Consider the following 24,138-nt stretch of genomic DNA (forward strand, 5'->3'; position numbering starts at 1 on the left):
TAAATTACATTAAATCTTACAAAAAATGAAAGCTGTTTTTTAAAACAGCTTTTTTTATGCTATTTTTACATAAAACCAAAAACTGTTTATGCTCGTAACTTTAAGTATATCCCTTAATCTTTAAGCCATCCTTGAATCCATATTATAAAATCTTATTTTTTATTTTAGTTTTATTTAGTTCGATAAAACAATACGCGCAACATCAATCTAAGATGGAGGTGGCGGTTAATCTCGAGCTTAAAACAGTGAATGTAAGACAGGATATTACGTATTATAACACCTCTAACGATTCTTTGATTTCGATTGTTTTAAACGATTGGAATAATGCATTTTCAGGGAAAAATACGCCATTGGCCAAAAGATTTTCTGATGAGTTTTATCGCGGTTTTCATTTAGCGAAAGCTGCAGAAAGAGGAAATACTACCATTTTGAATTTGACCGATTCAGATAATATGGCCCTTGAATGGGAAAGAACCGAAAAAAATCCTGATTTTGTAGTTGTAAAACTGAACCGAAAATTATATCCCGGTGAGAAAATAGATTTGCATCTGGTTTACATTGCTAAAATTCCGAGTGATAAATTTACTCGTTATGGTTTTGATCAAAATGGCGGAATGAACCTAAAAAACTGGTTCCTAAGCCCGGCGCGATTTGAAAATCATCGTTTTACGAAATCTAACAATTACAATTTAGACGATATTGCCAACGCGAGTACCAACTATCAGGTCAACGTCAAGATTCCGAATCAGTATTCGATTACTACAGATCTGAATTTGGTTTCGAAAGAACAAACGAGTTCGTCTTTTATTACTTATTTTTTTACCGGAGCCAACAGAACCGACTTTAATTTTTTTATCGAAAAGCAAAATAATTTTATAAGCTATGACAATGGTTCTCTGGAAGTACTTACGAATCTTAAAAATAAAAAACTAAGCGAAATTCAGAAAGCCATTATTATAAATAGGGTTGTAAATTTTGCCAGCGCTTTTATAGGGAAATATCCGCACGAAAAAATCACTGTTTCTCAGGTAGATTATGATCGTAATCCATTTTATGGATTGAATCAATTACCCTCATTTATAAGCCCGTTTTCTGATGATTTTATCTTTGAAATTACCTTTTTAAAAACCTATCTGAATAATTATTTAAAGAATAGTTTAAAACTAGATCCGCGAAAAGACAATTGGGTTTATGATGGAATCCAGATTTATACCATGATGAAATACATGGAGGAAAACCATTTGGACCAAAAGATGCTTGGGCGACTTTCTAAAATGAAACTCTTTAAGAGCTATAACATTACCAATCTTACTTTCAACGAGCAATACAGTTATTATTATATGCTGATGGCCAGGAAAAATCTTGATCAGCCGCTTGGAGACCCAAAGAATACTCTGATAAAATTCAACGAACAAATTGCCAGTAAATATCGCGCAGGATTAAGCCTGAGTTATTTAGATGATTATCTGAATCAAGATATTGTTCCTGAAAGTGTACAGGAATTTTATAAACTGAATAAAACAGAGCAGACCAATCGTTACAATTTCGAAAAAATCCTGACTAAAAACAGTCATAAAAACATCGATTGGTTTTTTAATACTATTATAGATTCGAGAGATATTATCGATTATAAGTTTTCGAATGTTTCGCGAACAAAAGACAGCGTTCAGTTTCAGATCAAGAACAAAACCAACAATTTCGTCCCGATCCCGGTTTACGGACTTAAGAAAAATGAAGTCGTTTTTAAAAAATGGATCGAACCTAAAAACACGGATTCTATTTATGAATTAGATCGTAAAAATGCCGACAAAATTGTTTTAAACTACGATAATGAAGTTCCTGAATACAACCAGAGAAACAACTGGAAATCGCTGAAAAGTTTGGTTATAACCAATCGTCCTGTCAAATTTAATTTTGCCAAAGACTTAGAAGATCCGTATTACAACCAGATCTTATACATCCCTACTCTTACTTATAATTTGTATGATGGTTTTACACCGGGGGTTCGTTTTCATAATAAAACCATTCTGGACAAACCTTTTACTTTTGATATTAATCCCGCCTATTCTATAAAGGCCGGAACAATTTCAGGTTCGTCAGCCTTTGTGTATAATCAATATTACAGAAACAGCACGCTTTATAATGTGAGATATTCTGTGAGTCAGAATTATTTTCATTACGCCCCTGATGCCACTTATTTGAGATTGAATCCTATGGTTCAGTTTAGAATTCGCGAAGAGAATTTTAGAGACAATCGAAAACAACTTATTATGTTTCGACAAGTCATTGTAAATCGTGAAGCAAGTCAGTATATAACCGATAATTCTAAACCCAATTATTCTGTTTTCAATGCGCGTTATTCGAATACTAAAACCGAATTAATCGATCATTTTAGTTTTATGACCGATGTTCAGTTTGGCGGAAACTTCGGCAAAATTGCTGGAGAAGTAGAATATCGACGACTATTCGAAAATAACCATAAACTGAATTTAAGATTGTACGCCGGAAGTTTTTTATACAACACAACAAATTCAGATTATTTTAGTTTTGGTTTAGACCGTCCAACCGATTATATGTTCGATTATAATTTTTACGGACGATCAGAAAGTACCGGATTTTTTAGTCAGCAATATGTTATGGCCGAAGGTGGTTTTAAGTCAAAAATAGCGCCAGCCTACGCCAATCAATGGATGACAACATTAAACGCCAGTTATTCGATCTGGAACTGGATTGAGGTTTATGGCGATGTTGGTTTTATGAAAAGCAAGCATCTGAGTGAGAATTTTATCTACGATAGTGGTATCAGATTAAATCTGGTTCCAGATTATTTTGAGCTTTACTTTCCTGTTTATTCGAATAACGGGTGGGAAATTTCTCAAAATAAATACAACGAAAAAATACGATTTGTGATCACACTATCGCCAAAAACATTAGTCAATCTTTTTACTAGAAAATGGTTTTAATTGAATAAATTTTAAAGAAAAACATGCGATATTATCATTAAATTACATTTTATTGTAAAAATAACTTAAAAAATATACGTAGTTTTTTGATTTTAAATACAAATAATTAAATTATATTTATTTTAAAGAATTATGATTATTGATTGTTTTTAAGTAATTTCGCAGTCTAACATGACCCCTCAAGATTATGATAAAAGAAAAAAACAATACTACATTAACATTTGAAGATTTCAAAACTGAGGTATTGAATGACTACAGAATAGCAGTAACCAGCCGCGAATGTAGCCTTTTAGGTCGTAAAGAAGTATTGACAGGAAAAGCCAAATTCGGGATATTTGGTGACGGAAAAGAAGTACCACAGCTTGCTATGGCAAAATCTTTTCAAAACGGAGATTTCCGTTCGGGATACTATCGCGACCAGACTTTTATGATGGCTATTGGAGAACTGACTCCAAAACAATTTTTCGCAGGTTTATACGGTCATACTGATTTAAATTTTGATCCAATGTCGGCCGGAAGACAAATGGGCGGACACTTTGTAACGCACAGTTTAAACGAAGACGGATCCTGGAGAGACTTAACAAAACAAAAAAATTCAAGCGCAGATATATCGCCTACAGCCGGACAAATGCCAAGATTATTGGGATTGGCACAGGCATCTAAAATTTACAGAAACGTTGAGGGAATCAAAACCAAAGACAAATTCTCTGTAAACGGAAACGAAATTGCCTGGGGAACCATAGGAAACGCAAGTACCTCAGAAGGTCTCTTTTTTGAAACCATAAATGCTGCAGGAGTTTTACAAGTACCAATGGTAATGAGCGTTTGGGATGATGAATACGGAATCTCTGTTCATGCCAAACACCAAACTACCAAAGAAAATATCTCTGAAATTCTAAAAGGATACCAACGCGACGAAGAGGCAAATGGGTACGAAATTTTCAGAGTAAAAGGTTGGGATTATGCAGAGTTGGTTTCGACTTACGAAAGAGCCGCAGCTGTTGCCCGCGAGCAACACGTTCCGGTTTTAATACACGTAAACGAATTAACTCAACCGCAAGGTCACTCGACTTCGGGTTCTCACGAACGTTACAAAAACGCTGACAGACTGGCTTGGGAAAGAGATTTCGATTGTATTCGTCAGATGCGTTTATGGATGATTGCCATCAATATTGCATCGCCTGAAGAACTGGCCGAAATTGATGCCGAATTGAAAAAAGAAGTTCTGGAAGCTAAAAAAGAAGCCTGGAATTCTTTCATCAACCCAATTATCGAAGATCAAAAAAATCTTATGGCTTTATTGGAGCAAATTTCTGCTGCCAGCATCAACCATAAAGATAAAATTCAAAAATATATTTCAGAGTTAAGCGCTATAAAATCCCCTCTAAAAAAGGAAATGCTGGTAATCGCCAGAAAAATATTGCGTTTCATAGAGATTCCAAACAGCAAAGTTTTATTGTCTGACTGGATCACCAATTATATCGCAATTACGCAGCCTAGATTCAGCAGCCATTTGCATTCAGATTCAGATAAAAATGTTTTTTCAGTAGAAAAAGTACTTCCTCAATACGCTGACAATGCAAAAGCCGACCTGGATGGCCGAATGATTCTTCGTGATAACTTTGACGCCTTGTTTACCAAATATCCTCAAACACTAATTTTTGGTGAAGACGTAGGAAATATTGGTGACGTAAACCAAGGTCTTGAAGGAATGCAGGAAAAATATGGAGAACTTCGTGTTGCCGATGTTGGTATTCGTGAAGCCACTATTATCGGACAAGGAATTGGTATGGCTTTAAGAGGCTTACGTCCTATTGCCGAAATTCAGTATTTAGATTATTTATTATACGCAATTCAAATCATGAGCGATGATTTGGCGACCTTACAATACAGAACCGTTGGTAAACAAAAAGCACCATTAATTATCAGAACCCGCGGGCACCGTCTTGAAGGTATCTGGCATTCTGGCTCACCAATGGGCATGATTATCAATGCCGTTCGTGGTATTCACGTTCTGGTACCAAGAAACATGACACAAGCAGCAGGTTTCTACAACGCTCTTTTAGAAACTGACGAACCGGCTTTAGTAATCGAATGTTTGAATGGTTATCGCTTAAAAGAAAAAACACCTTTGAATTTTGGTGAATTCAAAACCCCAATTGGTGTAGTTGAAACCCTAAAAGAAGGTTCAGATATTACTTTAGTTTCTTACGGATCTACTTTAAGATTAGTAGAGCAAGCTGCAAACGAATTATTAGAATTAGGTATTGATTGCGAAGTTATTGATATTCAGTCACTACTTCCCTTTGATATCAATAAAGATATTGTAAAAAGTATCGCCAAAACAAACCGTCTTTTAGTAATCGACGAAGATGTTCCTGGTGGAGCTTCAGCTTTCATCCTGCAACAAATTCTCGAGGAACAAGATGCTTACATTCATTTAGACAGCAAACCGCAAACCCTAGCTGCAAAAGCACACAGACCAGCTTACGGAACTGATGGTGATTATTTCTCTAAACCTTCTGCCGAAGATATTTTCGAGAAAGTATACACCATGATGAATGAAGTTAATCCTTCTAAATATCCAAGTTTATATCAATAAATTTAGACATTTACATATTTGAAAAAGCTCCAAATGATTGGAGCTTTTTTAAATCCTCATTTTTGCCATTTGTATCAAACTTGGAATTTAGAATTTCATATTTGTACTTTGATTTTTCTTCAGGAGCTATTTCCCGCCAGAGCAATCGTTTCTATACGACAATTATAGAATTAACATCTCTTCTGTCATCCTGCACGAAGTAGAAACCGCGCCAATTGCAACGTGGGCTTCGACCTCGCTCAGTCTAACAAAAATGGGCATAAAAAGCCCGCATAAATCCGCGGTTTAACTATAACGAATACGTGTCATCCGTGCGCCATCACGCAATCTATACTTTCAAAATAGCGCGAGCCTTTTCTAAATCCTCCGCTGTATCGATCCCAATACCAACATGAGTCGTCTCCACCATTTTAATACGTTTTCCAAATTCTAAATAACGTAACTGTTCTAACTTCTCAGAAGCTTCTAAAGACTTCATTGGTAAACTATAAAAATCTAACAAAGCCTGCTTTCTAAAAGCATAAATCCCGATATGCTGAAAATAACGAACTCCTACATCCTTATCTCTGGGATACGGAATTACAGAACGGGAAAAATACAATGCAAACTGTGACTGATCTACAACCACTTTGACATTATTTGGGTTATTGATCTCATCTTCATCTGTAATTTCACGCATTAGCGAAGCCAAATCAACTTTACGATCTTCATCATCTTTAAATACCGATAAAACCTGTCCTAAAGGACCTGCTTCTGTAAAAGGCTCGTCACCTTGCACATTTACTACAACGTCAACATCAAGGCTAAATATAGCTTCAGCAATACGATCGCTACCTGATTCGTGTTCTTTGATACTCATAATTGCTTTACCACCATGTGAAACAATCTCGTCAAATATCAAATCAGAGTCAGTTACTACAAATACGTCATCAAACAACTTTGTCGCCACCGTTGCTTCATAAGTTCTTAGAATTACAGTTTTCCCTCCCAGATCCTGCATTAATTTAGCGGGAAAACGAGTTGAGGCGTATCGCGCCGGAATTACAGCTATTATTTTCATTTTATAATCTTTTAATTTTTTTACTCAGCAAAAACTAAACTTTTTGTCTGTATAATTTTAATATCGTTTTTTATTAACTCTAGCGTCTCTCGGGTAAATCCTTCAGCCACATAGTTTCTTTCCTTTCTAGTCTCATTATTTGTGATCAAAATAAGATAATATTTTCCAGATCGGGGAAGTGTGTCTTCCATAATCGAAAATTGATTTTCATTCAATAATAAAACCTCTTTGAATTCAATTTTTCCAAGCCAGCTGGTTTTTTCTAAAATCAAAAGTTCCTCCTTAGAATCTATTATAATTTTAAGAGAACCTTTTACAATCAAAAGCCCAAGTCCCATCAATACCAGCACTACAAGCAAAACAGGAATCATTTCTATTTCCCCCATTATCAATAGAATAATTGCTACAAATATTCCACCAATAATTAGCGGACCCAAAACAACTTTTTTAGATGATTGATATGTTTTAATTTCTTTAGCTGATAATTCCATGCTCAAACAAATATACCTATTCACAATCAGGTATTAAAAATATATTCCTAACATATTTCTCAAATAATTCAATATTAATACCTTAGAAAAGATTTATTTTTAAAATAAAAAACTATGAAAAGATTTTTAGCTTCCCTTCCACTCTATTTCTTTTTACTTTTTATTCATTCGGCTTTAAGCCAAAACAAAAATACTCCCACATTAAATGCATTTTCAAATCGTATTTTTGACGGAAAAGGATATCAGCCACTTAGCAATATAAAATGGAAATTTAAAACCGAAGGCAAGATTTTTTCCTCCCCAATCGCAAAAAACGGTATTGTTTATATAGGCAGTGAAGATGGTTTTCTATATGCCATTGAAGAAAAATCGGGAAACTTAAAATGGAAATTCAAAACCAATGGCGCGATTCACAGCAGCCCAAGTATCTTTGAAAACACTATTTATTTCGGGAGTTTTGACGGAAATTATTACGCTGTAAATACGCAAAACGCAAAACTGCTTTGGAAATTTAAAACTGGCGGAGAACACTGGCTCGGCGAAATTGGTATGTGGGGAATGAAACCCCAGACACAATACATGGAAGATTTATGGGATTTTTATCTTTCATCGCCTGTTGTTTATACGAATGGCAAAACTTCTCTGGTTTTATTCGGAAGCAGTGATGCAAACGTTTATTCGGCAGATGCTAAAACAGGAACTTTAAAATGGAAATTCAAAACCAACGGGCCTATTCACGGAACTCCGGTAATTGATAAAGGCAAAATTTATATTGGCGGTTGGGACGCTACACTATACGCTTTAAACATCGAATCCGGAAAAGAAATCTGGCATTTTGCAACAGGAACACAAATGGGTTTTAAAGGAATACAATCATCCGTTGCGGTCTTAGACAGTAAAGTTTACTTTGGCGCCAGAGAGCCTTTCTTTTTTGCCTTAGATGCCCAAACCGGAAAACAAATCTGGAAATATAATGCAGAGAATTCCTGGATCTTGAGTTCGGCCGTTATAAAAGATAATGCGGTTTATGTAGGAACTTCAGACCCTTATGCTTTACTGGCTTTAGATGCCAAAACTGGTGAAGAAAAATACCGATTCAAAGTAAACGGCTATGTGTATTCCTCTCCGGCAATAGCTGGAAACACAATCTATTTTGGAGATTTTACAGGTAATTTCTTTAGCTTGGATTTACTTTCTAACGGGAAAAAATCTAACTTTATAAGTAACGATAATCGCAAACATTTTGCTTCTTCTACTCTAAGAAATGATCTTTTAGATTTTGGATATGCAGGTCAAAATGAAGATCTATCCTTTTATGATAACAATAAAAAAGTAATGGATAAATTTTATCAATTAGGATCCATTGTTTCCTCGCCATTTATCAGTAATAACACGATTTATTTTGGAAGCGCCGATGGTTATCTATATGCTTATAATTTAGAAAAAGAGAAATAAAAACGTTTTTCCTTTGTGGCCTTTGTGAAAATCTTTGTGCAGCTTTGTGCTATAATTTTACCACAGAGAAACACAAAGATTTTCACAAAGATTCACTGAGTGTTTTATATAATTTTGACTGACGTCATACTTAGAGAACCAGCCAATAACTTATCGTTGAATAAACTCAATTCTTCTGATTTTTCTTTTAAACCTAAAGTATACAACAAAGGCAAATAATGATCCGGTGTTGGAATTGCCAATTGAATCGCTTTGTTCATTTTTTCGAAATCTATTAACGGCTGAAAATTTCCATCTAATAAATAATTATTGATCGTTTCTCGCGCTTCAATTGCCCAATCGTAACCGTAATTGTCTTTATCAAAATTCCTGAAATCAACCAGACGCAGATTATGAACAATATTCCCGCTTCCTATAATCAAAACGCCTTTATGGCGCAAGGATTGAAGTTTCTGAGCCAGCTCAAAATGATATTGTCCTGACTTGGTATAATCAATACTCAACTGAATCACCGGAACATTCGCCTGAGGATATAAATGTTTAATTACACTCCACGCACCGTGATCCAAACCCCAATGTTCATCTAAATCCACATGAACGGGTTCTAATATTTTTTTAGTTTCTGCGGCCAGTTCAGGGCTTCCTTTCGCTGGATATTGCACATCAAAAAGTGCTTGCGGAAAACCTCCAAAATCATGAATCGTTCTTGGCATCTGCATCGAAGTAACTTTAGTTCCGTTAGTAAACCAATGTGCCGAAATACATAAGATTGCATTGGGCTGCGGCAATGTTTTGGCCAGATTGCGAAAACCCACCACAAACTGATTTTCTTCGATTGCATTCATTGGACTGCCGTGTCCTAAAAACAAAACCGGCATTTTATCTGTATTCGAAAACGTAGACGAAATCGAATGTAAGTCGTTTAGTGTTGTCATTGTAAAATTATTTTCAAACACTAATTTCACTAATTTACACTAATTCAAATCTTAAAAAATTCGTGCTAATTCGTGAAATTCGTGCTTATTCCTCAAAACTCTCGTCTTTAAATCCTATCAAATATAATTTATTTTTGGCACGCGTCATAGCCGTGTAAAGCCATCTGATGTAATCACGATCAATTCCGTTGGCCAGGTAAGGTTGTTCTATAAAAACAGTATTCCATTGTCCACCTTGCGATTTGTGACATGTAATGGCGTAGGAGAATTTTACCTGTAAGCCATTGAAATATTCGTTTTCTTTTACCTTTTGGAACTTCTTGTATTTTGTGGTTTCGCTTTCATAATCTTTCATCACCTCTTCATACAAACGATTTGATTCTTCGTAGGTTAATGATGGCGATTCACTTTTTATAGTATCTAATAACAATACCGTTTCAAAAGGTTTCTGATCCGGATAATCGACCATTCTGATTTTTACTTTGGCAAAATTGAAACCGTATAATTCCTTGATTCCGAAGAGTTCTAAAACCTCGATAATATCTCCGTTGGCAATAAATCCCGCTTCATCAGTTTCTTTGAGCCAGAAATAATTATTCTTTACCACCATCAGGAAATCACCAACCGAAAGTTCGCTTTCCTTAAATAAAATCCTCGTTCTTATTTGTTCGTTGTATTGATTCGCCCGTTTATTCGAACGAACAATAAAAGCCGTATCCTCAATGCTGTAATTGCTGTACGCCGAGTTTATAGCATCTTGAATATCATACCCATCGGTAAGACGAATAATATCCTTAAACCTCTTTACATCAAATTTAAACTCGGTGATAAAAGTATCTTTCAGTAATTCTCTCAATTCAGTTGCATTGTACAGAATCCCAGAACTTTCTTCCTGACGCATTACTTCGTCGAGTTCGATATGTTCAATTTCTTTATCATAATGCACGGCAAGAGTTTGTACATCAAGGGCAGGACTTATATCTAAATTTACCGGTGGCAACTGGGCCGTATCTCCCAAAAGAATCATTTTACAATTGGTTCCGGAATATACATATTGAATCAAATCGTCCAGAAGCGATCCGTTATCGTACAATTTCGAATCAGAATTGCTGTCTGAAATCATCGAAGCCTCATCGACGATAAAAATGGTGTTTTTATGTTTGTTTACCTGCTTGGTAAAAGCCACGCCGCCACCAGCAGATTTTTTAGGAAAATATATTTTTTTATGAATCGTAAATGCAGGCGTATTCGAATAATTGGCAATAACTTTTGCCGCGCGACCTGTTGGCGCCAGCAAAACAAACTTTTTATTAATGTCTCCCAGATTGTTTACGATTGTCGAAATGACAGTTGTTTTTCCGGTTCCTGCATATCCTTTCAATACAAAAATTGTATCGTTATGTGTATCGGTTAGGAAAATAGCGATTTTTTGAAAAAAAATATCCTGTTTATAAGTGGGCGCAAAAGGAAATCGTTTTTGTAAAACGCCGTAAAAAAGTGATGAATTCATAGGGAAAAATTGAACTACAAAGTACGGGCTTTTAAATATCAATTTCAATGTCAATTTAAAAAATCAATTTTAATCTCAATTCCAACAATTGTAACGTTTTTAAACCATATAAGTAATGCAAAGGAATTTAAGTTTTACTTCTATTGCCCTTAATTAATTATGAACTTAAATCCCTTATATGGTAAAGAAAATTTAACCGTACTTTAAAATCCAATTAAAACTGTTTTTCGAAATTGCATTTGTAATTGTTCCTTTTTAATTTGTAAGTTTGTAATCGCCTAAAATTCTTTCTTGTAAAACAGGTAACGAATTGTAAATCAATATGTCATTGCAAAATACTAATATCACTTCTAAAAATTACAAAAAGCTTTCTATTCAGGTTTCACTGAACGGATTTTCATTTTGTTGTTTTGATACTCTAAATAATACAATTACAGCTTTTAACGAAATCAATTTTGATGCTACACAAAAACCATCAAAAATTGAGGAATTATACAGCGCCGCTTTTAAAAAATATCCGGAACTAAAAGAGACTTACGACGAGATTTTAGTTATTCACAACAACAATCTTTCGACTTTTGTACCCACCGCTTTGTTTGACGAAAATTTCTTAGGAAGCTATTTACAATACAACACAAAGGTTTTTGAAACCGACTTTTTTACTTTCGATCAAATTTCAAATTACGAGATGCATTCGGTTTATATTCCCTACATCAATATCAATAACTTTTTGATTGATACAGTTGGTTCGTTTGATTACAAACATGTCAATAGTATTTTGGTCGAGAAAATTCTTGAAAGTTCTAAGAACAACGACCAGAAAAAAATGGTGGTCAATTTCAATGCCAATCATTTTGAAGTTATCGTGGTTCAAAATCAGAAATTGTTATTATTCAATTCGTTTGAATATCAGACTCCGGAAGATTTTCTGTATTATATTCTTTTTACAGCCGAGCAATTGAGTTTAAATCCGGAAAGTTTCCCGCTTGAATTATTAGGCACCATACATCAAAACGATCCGTATTATGCTATTGCTTACAAGTACGTTCGCCATATTTCGTTCTTGGATGTAAGCACATTACAAGAAAAAAACAGCTTTTCAACTGCACAAAATCAAAAACATTATATCTTATTTCAATCATGAGAATCATTTCAGGAAAATACAAAGGACGACGCATTTTTCCGCCAAAAAACCTTCCTGTAAGACCTACCACTGACATGAGTAAAGAAGCATTATTTAATGTTTTGAATAACCATTTTAGTTTTGAAGGCTTAAAGATTTTGGATTTATTTGCCGGAACAGGAAACATTAGTTACGAATTTGCTTCACGCGGAAGTGCTCCAATAACATCTGTTGATGGTGATTTCGGATGCGTAAAATTCATCAAACAAGTTTCATCAGAATACGATTTTGATATCGCTGCAACTAAAAGCGATGTGTATAAATTTTTAGACAATTGCAAAACCTCTTACGATATTATTTTTGCTGATCCTCCCTACGGATTAGATCAGGCGGCGTTTGAAAAAATTGTTCTTACGGTTTTCGAAAGAGAACTATTAAACGAAGACGGAATGATGATTATCGAGCATTCTAAATATACCAAAATGGAACACTTAAGTAACTTCTCTTTTCAGAAAAGTTACGGAGGTTCGTTTTTTAGTTTCTTCGAATTACATTCAACCGATGATGAGGAAGAACTAACCATTAAATTGAATAAAGCTACAGAAGACGACGAAGGTTAATTTTCATTTTGTTTTTAATACATAAAAGGTCCCTTGAATTTCAGGGGACCTTTTGTTTTAATTCACGCGGCCTGAGTTTTCCTCCATACCTTTCCCTTTAAATTCAGTTTCCTTCCCTTTCCCAAAAGAATACTTTATCGAAATTGAAATTTCACGATCATCAATCCAATATATTGCTTTTGAGTTGATCTTGTTGATTGTAAAAATTTCTTCTTCATTGATCTTTTTAAACACATTATTAAAATTCAGGCTGCAATTCCAGTTTTGAAAAAAAATTTTCGAAACTGCCATATCGACAATTCCTCTTGAGTTTCTTTCAAAAACTCCCTTATTTTGTTTCGTAACTCCTCTAAAACTAAAAACTGCCGTATATCCTTTAGGAAATTTAAATTCGTTGTTTGAATAATAATATGCATACGGTTTTGATGACAAAAATACTGCAGAAGCATCTTCTATCTTCTCTGAAACTAAAACCAAAGAATTGGTTATCGTCCAGAATTTATACGTAAAAGGCACTTCGAAATCGAGAATCAACGCAGATTCTTTCTCAAAATTCACGTCCTTAAAAGTCATGATATTCAATTCTTTATCATAAAAAAAACTATTATAAACCGGATCTGTATTTTGATAATAGGTTAGCTTAACCGATTTGTCGTGATACTGAAATGTTGACGAAATTTCGTTGACAATCGTTGGATCCAGATTAATATTTCTAGCATATAAAAAATATGGATTTATATAAGTTGTTCCCTGACTTAAAGACGAATAATTGGGTCTCGAAATACTCTTTGCATAATTGATACTAATATTTTTGGTGCTGTCTATGGCGACTGAAAATTGCACTTTCGGAAAAAAAATAGTATAGTTTTTATTGATTAAAGGCGTTAGATCGGTTTTGAATTTCCCGTCTACATTGGTATTCTCGACTCTAACGCCAACCGAGAAATCGACTTTTTTAATCTTTCCGGAAAGCTGACTGTAGCCCGCCAGATTTTGCTCTTTAAAATCATAATGACTTATTTGATTTTTGCTATTTCCGTAATCAAATATATCCGAGTCTGATTTTGAATCTGCAGAAGCATACAATCCTCCTATTTCAAATTTCATTTCGTTTTTAAACTTCTTCTCAACATCAATTTTTCCTAAAAACACATTTACTTCAAATTTTTGATCCCGAAGCTGCGCCTTCTCAAACTGCGTATTGTTATAATTATTTTCAACGTTACTCCAGGATTTCTGATCAAAATTAGAATATTGCAAACCTGTAAAAACCTGTGTATCGATAGTTTTTATCTTTTTAGAATAATTTAGAAACGAGTTTATAAAATTCTTTTTATTATCATTATCACTATAGGTCACAACTTGATTTCCCAGGTCCTTATTCTTATTATCCGTTATAGTATTGATGGGAAAAATGTCTTTTTGAAGTTTACTACTTACACTAAACGAAAAATAATCATCTTCGTTTATTTTGTAAAACAGACTGCCTCCAAAAACAAATTGCCTTTTTTTAGAGTAAGCACTAACATCATATTTAGAAGCAATTTCAGCATCGGGAATTTGATAATCTATACTGTGATTTTCCCACGGCTGTAGCTGATTGTAATTCAAGTTGGCTTTCCATTCGATTTTATTCTTTTTAAAACTGGTATTGAACCCCATATAATTGTTGTACTTTTTCTTGAAAGAAGCCACCTCATAAATCTCTGTTCTAAAACCATCTTTTTTACTAAATCTTCTGGTAATCAAAATTACAGAACGACCTTCGGCCTCGTATTTAGAAGATGGATTCTGAATGATTTCAATGGTTTTAATATCAGCCACAGCCAAAGCATTCAGATCGTTCATCCCTACCTTTTGATTATCAATGTAGATTAAAGGATTTCCGCGGCCAATAACCGAAATACTTTCCTTATCAGAACTCAGCTGAACAGTTGGCAATTTTGCTACTAAATCAACCGTATTCGGAATCGAATTATAAATAGAATTGGCAACATCTACTTTTATATTTCCGTTTGTATTGGTAAACGTTTTTTTATTTTGAGAGACGGCAACTTCATTAAGTTTATTCGAAATACTGTCTTTTGGAGTTTCATTTTGCGCATATCCAAATAACGAAAGCAGGAAAAAAAACAAAAGCACGAAAAGTTTTAAGGGCAAGGAAGGGTTCATTTTTGGTTGGGTTTAAAGTTGTAATCCTGCAAAAATGCTTCTAAAAAAACGTTCCATAGGTTAATTGAAGGTTAATGGGGAGTTAATGTGCTCATTGTATCATAAAAGCATTAATTTTGAAATGGGAATAGCCCACAGGTTTTACGGGTTAAACTGGTTCACTCAGGTTTATTTTTTAACGATTTGATAAAACATATCTGTGTAAATCCGTTTGCTCAGCGTCATAAGAGCTATAGTCTCCCGCAGATTTTGCAAATTAGGGAGATTAAATTTTAATCTGCTAAAATCATTTTAAATCTGCGTGAAAAAACAAAATAAAATCTGTGTAAACCAGTTTAATCCGTGCGATTCGCGTGCCATAATTTTAAACATCAAATGAAACAAAGAATCAATTTATTAATCGCTTTTTCTGTCATCGCCTTAATCGTTTTATCAACGGTACAATGCTATTTGGTAAAAACGACTTATGATTATAAAGTGGCGCAGTTTCATACTGAAATCAAGAATGCAATTGCTCAAATCTCTAATAATTATAGCGATATAGATTCGGTACTTGTGGCTAAGAAAGAGGCACTTTACAAACAATTATCTGAAAATTATATTCACGGAAAAAATACCAAAAGCGATGTTAAAAATTATATCCTTACAAATGAATATCGGGATGTATTGACCCAAAAAATTCAGCGCAAGTTCGAAAGAGATTTACCCAACCTTAAAATAGATTTTGCTATTGTTCTGAATAAATTTGTGCTGTACCAAAATGCAAAAAAAGCAGATACTATTTTCTCTGAAAAACCTTTTATTCGAAACAAATTATATGGCAATCTAGCGTCATTAAATCATGCATTTCTCGTTAGAAATTATGTTGGAACAACAAACGGAACCTATGCCAGTCAGGATTACAAATTACTAACCGAAGATTCGATGTACATCTCGGTACTCGACTGGGAAATGATTATTTTAAGACGAATGACTTTCGTTTTAATTCTGTCTCTTCTTTCTATAGCAACCCTGATAACACTTTTTGTCATTGCTATACGAGCTTTGATCAAACAGAAAAAAGTAAACGAGATCAAAACCGATTTTATTAATAATATTACACACGAACTCAAAACGCCTTTGACAACTTTGGGCATTTCGACCAAAATATTAGAACGAAAGGATATCAGGGATAATGAAGAAAATTTTAATGCAATTGTCGATACTATTTCGCGCCAGAACAATCGTTTACAAAATTTGATCGATCAGGTTATGGCAAATTCTTTAGCTGAAAACGGAATCGAATTGCAAAAAGAAAAAATAGAAACAGAAGATTTTCTACTTTCCATTATACATGATTTTAAAATTACATTCCCAAAAATCAATCTTCAAACTGATTTTAAAACACACAAAACCATTTTAGCTTTAGATAAATTTCATCTGACAACCGCTTTGTTAAATGTCCTGGAAAATGCTGTAAAATATGGTTCAAATAAGATTACGATAAAAACAAGAATGATCCAAAATCAATTTTCTATTAGTATTGAAGATGACGGAATTGGAATCGAAAAGAATAAACAATCACTTCTGTTTGAAAAATTCTATCGCGTAGAACAGGGAAATCTTCATAATACAAAAGGCTTAGGTTTAGGATTGTATTATGTCGATCAGATTATAAAAGCGCATCAGGGCTCTGTTAGCGTTGTGAGCGATTTAGGAAAAGGGGCTCAGTTTACTATTTTATTAAAAGTTTAATATTACATTATTTTGAAAAAATTACTTTTAGCTGAAGACGATTTTGATTTTGCTGGAATTTTAAAAAAATATTTAGAATTGCATCAATTTGAAGTTATCTGGGCACAAAATGGAGAAATAGCTTTAGACTATTTTAAAAACCAGGCTTTTGATATTTGCATTTTTGATGTCATGATGCCAAAACTGGATGGATTTTCATTGGCTGAAAAAATAATTACGATCAATCCTGAGATTCCATTTATTTTTCTAACTGCAAGAAAGTTAAAGGAAGACAAAATCATTGGATTAAAATTAGGTGCAGACGATTACATCATAAAACCTTTTGAAGTCGACGAACTCATTCTGCGTCTAAATAACATTCTAAAGAGAATCGAGCAAAAGCGAAGTCTGAACGGAGATAATATAATTGAAATTGGTTCTTATATTTTTGATAACGAAAGATTAACCTTAAATAATAAAAATCATGTCCAGCAGCTCACAGAAATGGAGGCTTCTCTTATTGAGTACTTATATCTGAACCACAATCAGTTATTAAAGAGGGACCAGATTTTAATGTCTGTCTGGAAAAAAGATGATTATTTCTCAGGACGAAGTATGGATGTTTTTATCAGCAGGCTTAGAAAATATTTTAATTCAGATCCAAAAATCAGCATTGAAAGCACTCGAAATATTGGGTTAGAATTTAAAATAGAAAAACCTTGACAAATCAAGGTTTTTCTATTATATTTATTTTGATTATTTCCCTATAACCCAGCCTAAAGTAACGTTGCTAACAGGTACAAATTCAGTATCGTATTTATCAAAATTTATCCCTGGACCTAAATGTACCTCAAGATTGAATCTTCCTTTGTAAGTACGTTGAAACCCCCAAAGTGCTGCTATAGTAAAGGAAGGATCGTAATTTCCGTATTTTTCATTGGTGTTTAATGACTTAAAATTATAATAAGCAGATCCCGCTACAAAGTTTCCTGAATTACAAGCGGTTCTTTTTGCTTTGGTTGCTCTTTTTTCTAAATTATAATAATGACGAAACTGTTCATTGATCGCAGGAAAAACAAACCAGCTTGATTCGCCATAATAACTGCTATAGCGATAACCAACTCCCAAGGTTACCTCAGAATAAAGTGTATTTTTTGCATCAAAACCATGCTCATACACAAAGCCCGGAAACAACATATTGATCTTAAACTGATTTTTAACAACAGTAATAGCAACAGGGGCATCACTTTGAGCCTGAAGAGCATTAACAAAAAGAACAGATAAAAATAAAAACAGGCAATTTTTTTTCATGTTTGGTTTTTAATTAGGTTGCATCAAAAGTATGATTAAAACCATACAAACAAATTAAGAAACAAAATATTTTCTAACATTATAATTAATCGATAAATGAAAGCTAAAGAAAGTTATTAAATTCAGCATCAAGACTGTAAATGATATAAGTTTTAGAATCAATTGTATAACGATTTACCTCATCTACGTAATACATTTGTAATGAACATTTAAAACCAAACATCATGAACCTAAAGAGATTTTTCGGAGGACTATTAACCATCCTCGGAATTGTTGGTTTGATTTATACTGCTGTTATATTTGCAGGTACTTCAGGCGAAACGCGAGACATTAAATCATTAATTATTTACGGCATACTAGGTATAGTGTTTTTTATGTCAGGAATTAGTTTAGTGCGCGCCACAAAAGACGAAGCTTAACTTTTTTACGACAATAAAACAGTACTTATTTTTTCGTACAGAGGAGTTTTTACGCCATATTTCAAACCTTCTTCTACCACAAATTTTGTTAGCGAAGTTGCTTCTATTTTATTACCTGCCAAATAATCCCTGTGCATAGACGAAGTCGCTTCTTTAGGCGATTTTTCTAGTTTTATGATCGTCTGGTTTACAATATCATCCGGTAGTTGTAAACCTTTGGCGTTAGCAACCAATTCAATTTCCTTAAGCAATTCTATATAAACAGCTTTAGCATCAGGATTGCTTAAAATCTGACCGATATTCAGGTTCAGATAAGAAGTTGCAGAGGCCAGTGCCGAAATAAAAATGAATTTCTCCCAAACCGTTTCTTCAATATTCTCCACCAGATAACTTTCTATTTTAGCTTTCTCAAAGATACTTTGTAATTCGTTCAATTTTGAAACACAAGCCGTTTTTGATCCAAAAAACAACTTTTCATAAAAACCAATTTTACGAATTGTTCCAGGCGAAAAAATCATCGAAATAATATAAACACAACCCTGTAAAACTTCATTTTTAGGAAATAGCTCTAGGATACGTTCCGGCGCATCAACTCCATTATACAACGGAAGAATTACAGTTTCCTTAGAAATACATTGCTGCAGCGAAAGCAGACTTTCCTCGATATCATAGGTTTTGGTAGCACAAATTAAGTAATCCAATATGCCAATTTCATCCGGATTATTCGAAACCAGTTTAGGATAAACCACAGTTTCTGAATCATCAGTAATGATCTTCAATCCGCTTTCAGCGATTGCTTTTTGGGTTTGGCCACGCGCGATAAAAATAACTTCAATTTCATCAGACTTATAAAAGGCGCTCGCTAAAAGTCCGCCAAAATAACCACCTACTCCACCGAGTCCTAAAATTCCGATTCTTTTCATAGTCATTCAATAAAATGCCACGAAGGCGCTAAGTCACAAAGATACAAATCAAAAAACCATATGATTACCACCTGTAAGAAACAAAAACTTAGTGTCTTTGAGTCTTTGTGGCAAAACCATTTAAACAATAAAAAAAAACCGCATAAATCCGCGCTTTCGCGAAAGCGAATCTGTGTCATCCGCGTGCCATTCTCCGCAAAGCAAAGAAAATTATTCCTCTATAACAGGATTCAGATTCAACTCCGTAAAATCGTGTTCACTTTTCGAAATTACAATCGTTGCCACTGTATTTCCAATCAAATTGGTTATCGCCCGGGCTTCACTCATAAATTTATCAACGCCCAGTAAAAAAGCCAAACCTTCGACCGGAATTTTATGCAAAGCAGTCAAAGTCGATGCTAAAACAATAAATCCACTTCCGGTAACTCCTGCCGCACCTTTTGAGGTAATCATAAGAATACCAATTACGCTCAGTATTTCAAAAAAACTCAAATGTACATCATACAATTGCGCCAAAAATATCACCGACATCGATAAATAAATCGAAGTCCCGTCGAGATTAAAAGAATAACCAGTGGGGATCACCAATCCTACAACAGATTTACTACAACCCATTTGTTCGAGTTTTACCATAATACTGGGCAAAGCAGCCTCAGATGACGAAGTTCCCAAAACCAGTAAAAGTTCTTCTTTGATATATTTTAGAATCGAAAGTATACTAATTTTATAATATCTCAGAATGCTTCCTAAAATCAAAAACACAAACAAAGCCATTGTGAGGTAAACACACAACATTAGTTTTCCAAGCGGAATCAAAGTTCCTAATCCAAATTTTCCAATAGTGTAGGCCATTCCGCCAAAAGCACCAATCGGGGCAAGATACATTACGTATTTCAACCCAAAGAAAACCACTTTAGAAAAGCGTTCCAGAACCAGAATTGTTTGTTCTCTTTTCTTGTAAAAGTTCAAGGCAATTCCGCAAATTATCGCCGCCAATAAAACTTGTAAGGTAAAATTCGAAAAGAAAAACTCCAGCCACGAAAAGTCTTTAGCTGCACCTTTTGTATATTGGCTCGCATCCCCCAAAGTCAGGCCTGATTTATCGATTTTTCCGGGTTTAAAAAAATATGCCACTCCAACACCAATGGCCAGCGCCACTGTTGAAACCACTTCAAAATAGCCCAGCGCTTTCACACCAATTCGGCCTACTTTTTTCAGATTCCCCATTCCGGAAATTCCCAAAACAATCGTCAGGAATATAATTGGACCAATAAAAAGTTTGATTAGTGCAATAAATTTAGTGCCTAAAATTTCCATCTTCACCCCATTTTCAGGCGAAAAATGTCCCAGTAAAATTCCGGCAATAATGGCAATCAAAACCCAAAAAGTAAGATTGGTAATAATAAGCTTAAAAGTACTTTTCCTTGGTTTATTAGAAGATTTAGAAGAGGTTATATTCATGAAAATAGATTAGAGAGTTTCACAAATATATAAAAAATGCAGACCTATAAGCCGGATTCTGTCCCTGATAAATCAGAGCCTTATCATTTATCTAGATTCCGAATTACTTCGGAACTCAAGCTACCTACCCTTCAACAACGGACGAGAAGCCCTTAAATGCTGATATACTTGGTATTTCACCGCATAGAGTTTACCTGGTTTCACTACAGCATTACCTGTACATACTTTCTGTTGCACTTGTCCTTGCGTTATTTCTAACACCGACGGGTGTTACCCGCTATGCTTCTCTGTGGTGTCCGGACTTTCCTCCCTCCCGATAAATCGAGACGACGATAAGGCGGTCTGCGGCGCAAAAGTAGCGATTTATCTACTAACATTAATGATTTTAAATTTTAGATTTTAGCCTTATTATCATAACATTTTAATTTTAAAATAGTTATCTTTAAAATCCATAATTTTAAAATCAATTATCATGACAAGAATGTATCACTACGCAACTGTTTCAAAAGCTCTGGATCAATTACATGAAAAAGGATTTACTTGTGATTTTAATCTAAACTCGGACCTGATTAAAAAAAATCCTGAAAAATTTGAAATTGTACATGTGTATCGATACGAAGGGGAATCAGACCCTGGCGATGAGGCAGTTGTATACGGAATTAAATCAACATCAGGCAAAAAAGGCGTTTATGTATCAGGCTTCTCAGCCGACTCAGATCAGGAAACCGCAAAGTTTTTATTTGATTTAAGCATTAAAGGAAGGTAAATAATAAGTCGCTGAGTCTAAAGTAATTTTAAACTCAGCGACATAAAATATTAACCTGTTATTTTTAGACTTTCAATCTTGCCTCCTTTTAGTTCAAAGTGATATTTTAAAACAATCGGGCTTCCTTCAAATGTGCCGCTTACTTTTGTGGTAAGAATATTTGTTGTTTCAGTAACCAGAAATTCTAACGCTTCAAGTTGGGTTCTATACACTGCATTGGTTTTTTCATTCCATTTTTCTATCTCATTTCGGCCTTTATGAGTTTCATTTTCATCAAATACCAAGGCTGCTTCTGAAAAACATTCTGCATAAGTTTTACTGTCAAACTTTGCCTGTGCCTCTATTAAATCTGAAATTATATTCGGTAAGTTCATTTTTCTTTTTTTAGGGTTATCAAATCGTCGGGATCGTTCCGCCATCAATTACAAATTCAGTTCCTGTTAGATAATTCGCTCTTGGCGAAACCAGAAAACCTATCAATTCAGCTACTTCTTCAGGTTGTGCAGGACGGCCAAAAGGAATTCCGCCCAATGCATTCATCACACTTTCAGTCGCTTCTTCAATCGTACTATTCGAACTTTGGGCAATTCTTTCCATCATTCTGTTTGCCGCTGTTGTCATAATCCAGCCCGGGGAAACCGTAAGTACGCGAACACCTTTGGGCGAAACCTCGTTCGATAAACTTTTACTGTAATTAATCAGTCCTGCTTTTGCGGCCGCATAAGGCAAAGTCGAATCATACAAAGGCAATTTTCCCTGAATCGAAGCAATATGAATAATTACGCCAGACTTTTGCTGAATCATTCCGGGCAAGAAACCTCTGTCTAATCGTACCGGAGCAAATAAATTCGCCTGAAAAGTATGCTCCCAGTCTTCATCCATCAAAGCCTCAAAACCGCCCCCGGGAGTTTCTGAACTGCCCAGATTATTAATCAAAATATCCAGTTGGCCAAAGTTTAATTTTATTTCTTCGATTACTTTTGCCGTTCCATTTGAAGTGCTTAAATCTGCCGAAATAAAATGCAACTCTTTATTCTCCGTCTCTGGTTTGTTTCTTGCCGTAATAATAACCCTTGCTCCTGCATTTAATAATCGTTCTGCAATTGCTTTTCCGGTTCCTTTTGTACCTCCGGTTACCAAAGCAATTTTGCCTGATAACTCATTATTAAAATTAAATTGTGCTTCCATTTGTTTTGATTTTATAAAGGCAAATTTCGGTAGTGCGACCGGTTCCCACAATTACGGAAAACCGAATTGCATAGGGATAAATTTTTCCCCTATTGTGCAGTTTAGAACATTGGGTTAAATTTGTATTTATGTATGAAAGAAAAATCCCTTTGAACTTAAATTGTGGCCTGGACCTCATTGGTGAAGTGCTTTATGGCAAATGGAAAATCCGTTTGTTATGGTTCATCAACGAAGGTTTTCAGCGGCCAAGCGAACTGCAACGAAAAATTCCCGATGCCTCCAGAAGGGTTTTAAATATCCAGTTAAAAGAACTCGAACAGCACGAATTAGTTTCAAAAATTATCTACGCACAAATGCCCCCCAAAGTCGAATACAGCCTAACTGATTTTGGAAAAACACTCATCCCTATAATTTCCGCTTTAGGAAAATGGGGCGATGAAAACGAAGACCGTTTAAGAAAGTCTATTCTAAAACAACCTTTAAGTGATAGTGATGAGTAACATTTTTTAGGAACTAATCCCGCACCCGAACCTAAAAGTGCGAACTGGCGAAGCAATCCGTTCCAATCTTTTGTATCCCCCGCGACGGACACAAAAGGTATCCCAACTCTATAGAGCTAGGGGTTTAGTATTTACAAGAAGATTTATCCTTTAGTTAATATTTACAACAAAGGTTTTACAAACTCATCTACAAAATTTAACTACAATCCTGTCATCCTGAACGAAGCACACAATAGAAGCTCGACAAGGATTGGCAAGATTCTATGCCGAATTTATACTCCGATTGCTTCATTCCTCGCAAAGACACAAACAAAAAAATCACTAAAAATCCGCATTTTCGCGATAGCTAATCCATGTAATCCGCGTGCTATTTTTGCACCTTTGCGCACATCGTTTAGTTTTATTGAAATTATCATCAAGAATGATAAAATAAAAAATTTCAAAATTCGCGTTTTCGCAATAGCGAATCCTTGTCATCCGTGTGCTACTTCAACAATAAACATAAAAAAAGTCCATCATAAGACGGACTTTCAATAACAGCACAAAACTAAATTATGCAGTTGGTATTTTTAGTTTCCAACCCGGTTGAATCAGATCAGGATTTTTAATAATATCTTTATTGGCTTCAAAAATTGCTTCCCATGAAACGCCATGAGCTTTTCCTATTTTAGACAATGAATCTCCACCTTTTACAGTATATTCTGTTGTAGTTCCTTCAGCCACTTCAATATTCATCACAACATCGGCTGATCTAAAATCTGGATCTATTTTTCCGTAAGCACTCCACAGTTTTTCTTTATCCTCTGCTGATTTGGCTGTACCATCAACATACAATACATTCTCCTGCTCTCTTACCTGCAAATTTGCTATTCCTAGATTCGTAGCCAAATCTGTTAACTCTTTATATTTATCTTTTACACTCATGA

The 24,138-nt window shown here is 34.6% G+C and carries 21 protein-coding genes and 1 other RNA gene; 10 read left to right on the plus strand and 12 right to left on the minus strand.

Annotated elements, in window-relative coordinates:
- Positions 1–212: 212 nt before the first annotated feature.
- Together IRZ78_RS24045 and IRZ78_RS24050 are read left to right on the plus strand one after the other, a co-directional pair.
- On the plus strand, positions 213–2,963 hold the full coding sequence (locus IRZ78_RS24045) for an aminopeptidase (protein ID WP_194619757.1): 2,751 nt from the start codon (positions 213–215) through the stop codon (positions 2,961–2,963).
- A gap of 187 nt (positions 2,964–3,150) precedes the next feature.
- Positions 3,151–5,565, plus strand: coding sequence for an alpha-ketoacid dehydrogenase subunit alpha/beta (locus IRZ78_RS24050; RefSeq protein WP_194619759.1), 2,415 nt, complete (start codon positions 3,151–3,153; stop codon positions 5,563–5,565).
- Positions 5,566–5,893: 328 nt separating this feature from the next.
- On the opposite strand, the gene kdsB is transcribed toward IRZ78_RS24050, so the two are convergent.
- Together kdsB and IRZ78_RS24060 are read right to left on the minus strand one after the other, a co-directional pair.
- Complete coding sequence (kdsB, locus tag IRZ78_RS24055; protein ID WP_194619761.1) at positions 5,894–6,625, minus strand: 3-deoxy-manno-octulosonate cytidylyltransferase; 732 nt, start codon at positions 6,623–6,625, stop codon at positions 5,894–5,896.
- Positions 6,626–6,645: 20 nt separating this feature from the next.
- Positions 6,646–7,116, minus strand: a complete 471-nt coding sequence (locus IRZ78_RS24060) for a hypothetical protein (protein WP_194619763.1) — start codon at positions 7,114–7,116, stop codon at positions 6,646–6,648.
- 114 nt (positions 7,117–7,230) lie between these two features.
- Between IRZ78_RS24060 and IRZ78_RS24065 the strand changes: the two genes are divergently transcribed.
- Positions 7,231–8,571: a PQQ-binding-like beta-propeller repeat protein gene (locus tag IRZ78_RS24065; RefSeq protein WP_194619764.1), complete on the plus strand. Its 1,341-nt coding sequence runs from the start codon at positions 7,231–7,233 to the stop codon at positions 8,569–8,571.
- Positions 8,572–8,675: 104 nt separating this feature from the next.
- On the opposite strand, the gene ygiD is transcribed toward IRZ78_RS24065, so the two are convergent.
- Together ygiD and IRZ78_RS24075 are read right to left on the minus strand one after the other, a co-directional pair.
- The gene (gene ygiD / locus IRZ78_RS24070) at positions 8,676–9,506 is read right to left on the minus strand and encodes a 4,5-DOPA dioxygenase extradiol (RefSeq protein WP_194619766.1); all 831 of its coding nucleotides are present in this window, start codon (positions 9,504–9,506) and stop codon (positions 8,676–8,678) included.
- A gap of 85 nt (positions 9,507–9,591) precedes the next feature.
- Entirely contained in the window at positions 9,592–11,016 is a 1,425-nt protein-coding gene (locus tag IRZ78_RS24075) for an AAA family ATPase (protein WP_194619768.1), read from the minus strand.
- A 322-nt stretch (positions 11,017–11,338) separates the two neighbouring features.
- On the opposite strand from IRZ78_RS24075, the gene IRZ78_RS24080 reads away from it, so the two are divergent.
- Positions 11,339–12,160, plus strand: coding sequence for a DUF3822 family protein (locus IRZ78_RS24080; RefSeq protein ID WP_194619770.1), 822 nt, complete (start codon positions 11,339–11,341; stop codon positions 12,158–12,160).
- Positions 12,157–12,759, plus strand: a complete 603-nt coding sequence (locus tag IRZ78_RS24085; protein ID WP_194619772.1) for an RsmD family RNA methyltransferase — start codon at positions 12,157–12,159, stop codon at positions 12,757–12,759. The genes IRZ78_RS24080 and IRZ78_RS24085 overlap by 4 nt, the downstream gene beginning before the upstream one ends.
- Positions 12,760–12,816: 57 nt before the next feature.
- Here the strand turns inward: IRZ78_RS24085 and IRZ78_RS24090 are convergent, their stop codons facing one another.
- Positions 12,817–14,931, minus strand: a complete 2,115-nt coding sequence (locus IRZ78_RS24090; protein ID WP_194619773.1) for an outer membrane beta-barrel family protein — start codon at positions 14,929–14,931, stop codon at positions 12,817–12,819.
- 375 nt (positions 14,932–15,306) lie between these two features.
- Here IRZ78_RS24090 and IRZ78_RS24095 point away from each other — a divergent pair, with 375 nt between their 5' ends.
- Together IRZ78_RS24095 and IRZ78_RS24100 are read left to right on the plus strand one after the other, a co-directional pair.
- On the plus strand, positions 15,307–16,665 hold the full coding sequence (locus IRZ78_RS24095) for a HAMP domain-containing sensor histidine kinase (RefSeq protein WP_194619776.1): 1,359 nt from the start codon (positions 15,307–15,309) through the stop codon (positions 16,663–16,665).
- Positions 16,666–16,677: 12 nt separating this feature from the next.
- On the plus strand, positions 16,678–17,367 hold the full coding sequence (locus IRZ78_RS24100) for a response regulator transcription factor (protein WP_194619778.1): 690 nt from the start codon (positions 16,678–16,680) through the stop codon (positions 17,365–17,367).
- A 33-nt stretch (positions 17,368–17,400) separates the two neighbouring features.
- Here IRZ78_RS24100 and IRZ78_RS24105 read toward each other — a convergent pair whose 3' ends face one another.
- The gene (locus IRZ78_RS24105; protein WP_194619780.1) at positions 17,401–17,955 is read right to left on the minus strand and encodes a hypothetical protein; all 555 of its coding nucleotides are present in this window, start codon (positions 17,953–17,955) and stop codon (positions 17,401–17,403) included.
- A 224-nt stretch (positions 17,956–18,179) separates the two neighbouring features.
- Here IRZ78_RS24105 and IRZ78_RS24110 point away from each other — a divergent pair, with 224 nt between their 5' ends.
- The gene (locus IRZ78_RS24110; RefSeq protein ID WP_055096600.1) at positions 18,180–18,374 is read left to right on the plus strand and encodes a hypothetical protein; all 195 of its coding nucleotides are present in this window, start codon (positions 18,180–18,182) and stop codon (positions 18,372–18,374) included.
- Positions 18,375–18,379: 5 nt separating this feature from the next.
- Here IRZ78_RS24110 and IRZ78_RS24115 read toward each other — a convergent pair whose 3' ends face one another.
- The 3 genes from IRZ78_RS24115 to rnpB all read right to left on the minus strand — a co-directional run bounded on the left by IRZ78_RS24115 (position 18,380) and on the right by rnpB (position 21,107).
- Entirely contained in the window at positions 18,380–19,297 is a 918-nt protein-coding gene (locus IRZ78_RS24115) for a 2-dehydropantoate 2-reductase (RefSeq protein ID WP_194619782.1), read from the minus strand.
- 210 nt (positions 19,298–19,507) lie between these two features.
- Positions 19,508–20,758 (minus strand): cation:dicarboxylase symporter family transporter, encoded by a 1,251-nt coding sequence (locus tag IRZ78_RS24120; protein WP_194619784.1) that lies wholly within the window; start codon positions 20,756–20,758, stop codon positions 19,508–19,510.
- Positions 20,759–20,789: 31 nt separating this feature from the next.
- An RNA gene (gene rnpB, locus IRZ78_RS24125) (RNase P RNA component class A) lies at positions 20,790–21,107 on the minus strand.
- A gap of 123 nt (positions 21,108–21,230) precedes the next feature.
- On the opposite strand from rnpB, the gene IRZ78_RS24130 reads away from it, so the two are divergent.
- Positions 21,231–21,524 (plus strand): hypothetical protein, encoded by a 294-nt coding sequence (locus IRZ78_RS24130; protein ID WP_194619786.1) that lies wholly within the window; start codon positions 21,231–21,233, stop codon positions 21,522–21,524.
- 50 nt (positions 21,525–21,574) lie between these two features.
- Here IRZ78_RS24130 and IRZ78_RS24135 read toward each other — a convergent pair whose 3' ends face one another.
- Positions 21,575–21,898, minus strand: coding sequence for a nuclear transport factor 2 family protein (locus tag IRZ78_RS24135; RefSeq protein WP_194619788.1), 324 nt, complete (start codon positions 21,896–21,898; stop codon positions 21,575–21,577).
- 19 nt (positions 21,899–21,917) lie between these two features.
- A complete protein-coding gene (locus IRZ78_RS24140) occupies positions 21,918–22,712 on the minus strand; it encodes an SDR family oxidoreductase (RefSeq protein ID WP_194619790.1) in 795 nt (264 codons plus the stop codon).
- A gap of 128 nt (positions 22,713–22,840) precedes the next feature.
- Here IRZ78_RS24140 and IRZ78_RS24145 point away from each other — a divergent pair, with 128 nt between their 5' ends.
- On the plus strand, positions 22,841–23,212 hold the full coding sequence (locus IRZ78_RS24145) for a helix-turn-helix domain-containing protein (RefSeq protein WP_194619792.1): 372 nt from the start codon (positions 22,841–22,843) through the stop codon (positions 23,210–23,212).
- A 552-nt stretch (positions 23,213–23,764) separates the two neighbouring features.
- Here the strand turns inward: IRZ78_RS24145 and IRZ78_RS24150 are convergent.
- Entirely contained in the window at positions 23,765–24,136 is a 372-nt protein-coding gene (locus IRZ78_RS24150; RefSeq protein WP_194619795.1) for a LysM peptidoglycan-binding domain-containing protein, read from the minus strand.
- Between the last annotated feature and the right edge of the window lie 2 nt (positions 24,137–24,138).

This window comes from Flavobacterium sp. CSZ (assembly GCF_015350725.1).
In the GTDB taxonomy this organism is placed as follows: domain Bacteria; phylum Bacteroidota; class Bacteroidia; order Flavobacteriales; family Flavobacteriaceae; genus Flavobacterium.

Coding starts and splice junctions, on each gene's coding strand:
- IRZ78_RS24060 (WP_194619763.1), bottom strand. CDS start 7,116: ATGGAATTATCAGCTAAAGAAATTAAAACATATCAATCATCTAAAAAA.
- IRZ78_RS24090 (WP_194619773.1), bottom strand. CDS start 14,931: ATGAACCCTTCCTTGCCCTTAAAACTTTTCGTGCTTTTGTTTTTTTTC.
- IRZ78_RS24050 (WP_194619759.1), top strand. CDS start 3,151: ATGATAAAAGAAAAAAACAATACTACATTAACATTTGAAGATTTCAAA.
- IRZ78_RS24080 (WP_194619770.1), top strand. CDS start 11,339: ATGTCATTGCAAAATACTAATATCACTTCTAAAAATTACAAAAAGCTT.
- kdsB (WP_194619761.1), bottom strand. CDS start 6,625: ATGAAAATAATAGCTGTAATTCCGGCGCGATACGCCTCAACTCGTTTT.
- IRZ78_RS24130 (WP_194619786.1), top strand. CDS start 21,231: ATGACAAGAATGTATCACTACGCAACTGTTTCAAAAGCTCTGGATCAA.
- IRZ78_RS24105 (WP_194619780.1), bottom strand. CDS start 17,955: ATGAAAAAAAATTGCCTGTTTTTATTTTTATCTGTTCTTTTTGTTAAT.
- IRZ78_RS24120 (WP_194619784.1), bottom strand. CDS start 20,758: ATGAATATAACCTCTTCTAAATCTTCTAATAAACCAAGGAAAAGTACT.
- IRZ78_RS24140 (WP_194619790.1), bottom strand. CDS start 22,712: ATGGAAGCACAATTTAATTTTAATAATGAGTTATCAGGCAAAATTGCT.
- IRZ78_RS24115 (WP_194619782.1), bottom strand. CDS start 19,297: ATGAAAAGAATCGGAATTTTAGGACTCGGTGGAGTAGGTGGTTATTTT.
- ygiD (WP_194619766.1), bottom strand. CDS start 9,506: ATGACAACACTAAACGACTTACATTCGATTTCGTCTACGTTTTCGAAT.
- IRZ78_RS24150 (WP_194619795.1), bottom strand. CDS start 24,136: ATGAGTGTAAAAGATAAATATAAAGAGTTAACAGATTTGGCTACGAAT.
- IRZ78_RS24085 (WP_194619772.1), top strand. CDS start 12,157: ATGAGAATCATTTCAGGAAAATACAAAGGACGACGCATTTTTCCGCCA.
- IRZ78_RS24095 (WP_194619776.1), top strand. CDS start 15,307: ATGAAACAAAGAATCAATTTATTAATCGCTTTTTCTGTCATCGCCTTA.
- IRZ78_RS24110 (WP_055096600.1), top strand. CDS start 18,180: ATGAACCTAAAGAGATTTTTCGGAGGACTATTAACCATCCTCGGAATT.
- IRZ78_RS24135 (WP_194619788.1), bottom strand. CDS start 21,898: ATGAACTTACCGAATATAATTTCAGATTTAATAGAGGCACAGGCAAAG.
- IRZ78_RS24145 (WP_194619792.1), top strand. CDS start 22,841: ATGTATGAAAGAAAAATCCCTTTGAACTTAAATTGTGGCCTGGACCTC.
- IRZ78_RS24075 (WP_194619768.1), bottom strand. CDS start 11,016: ATGAATTCATCACTTTTTTACGGCGTTTTACAAAAACGATTTCCTTTT.
- IRZ78_RS24065 (WP_194619764.1), top strand. CDS start 7,231: ATGAAAAGATTTTTAGCTTCCCTTCCACTCTATTTCTTTTTACTTTTT.
- IRZ78_RS24045 (WP_194619757.1), top strand. CDS start 213: ATGGAGGTGGCGGTTAATCTCGAGCTTAAAACAGTGAATGTAAGACAG.